This window comes from Deltaproteobacteria bacterium (assembly GCA_013151235.1).
In the GTDB taxonomy this organism is placed as follows: Bacteria; CG2-30-53-67; CG2-30-53-67; order CG2-30-53-67; family CG2-30-53-67; genus JAADIO01.
On record JAADIO010000064.1, the window covers coordinates 25,394 to 25,872 of the forward strand.

General features: G+C 42.0%; 1 protein-coding gene. It reads right to left on the minus strand.

Going from position 1 to position 479, the window contains the following annotated elements; translation table 11 throughout:
• Positions 1-479, minus strand: a 479-nt coding sequence (locus GXP58_11655; protein NOY54248.1) for a transposase, incomplete at both ends; no start/stop codon positions are given.

The window sequence follows — 479 nt, forward strand, 5'->3', positions numbered from 1 at the left end:
CAAGGACGTCCTGTCAGCGAATTTTTTCTGATATCGTTCACCAGACGTTCATCCTCTTTTTCCATCAAATATCCACGCCAATCCTCAATCCGCTTTGTCAAATAACAATCTTTGGATAAAACAGGATCGGATATTTTATGGATGTGCCCTTTCGCACTTGACCACTTGTAATTCTCGGGGGATCTTACAATCTTTGCACTGACGGGATTCTTCTCTACATATCGAATGGCTGAATAAAGGTGTGCTTCATCCAATGGGCATGAAAAAAACCTTCCTTGCCATAAGTGACCCACTGCGCCTTTCTTCCTGTTAAAATATTGAGAATATCTCATGTGAAGGGTATTGAACGTCCTGGCCAAAGAGTCTTCGCTTTGCGGCACACAGACAAAATGCACATGATTTCTCATGAAACAGTACGCCCAGATTTTCAGACCGAATTTCTTGCTATATTCCTTGAGCCATGTCTTGTATTGAAGGAA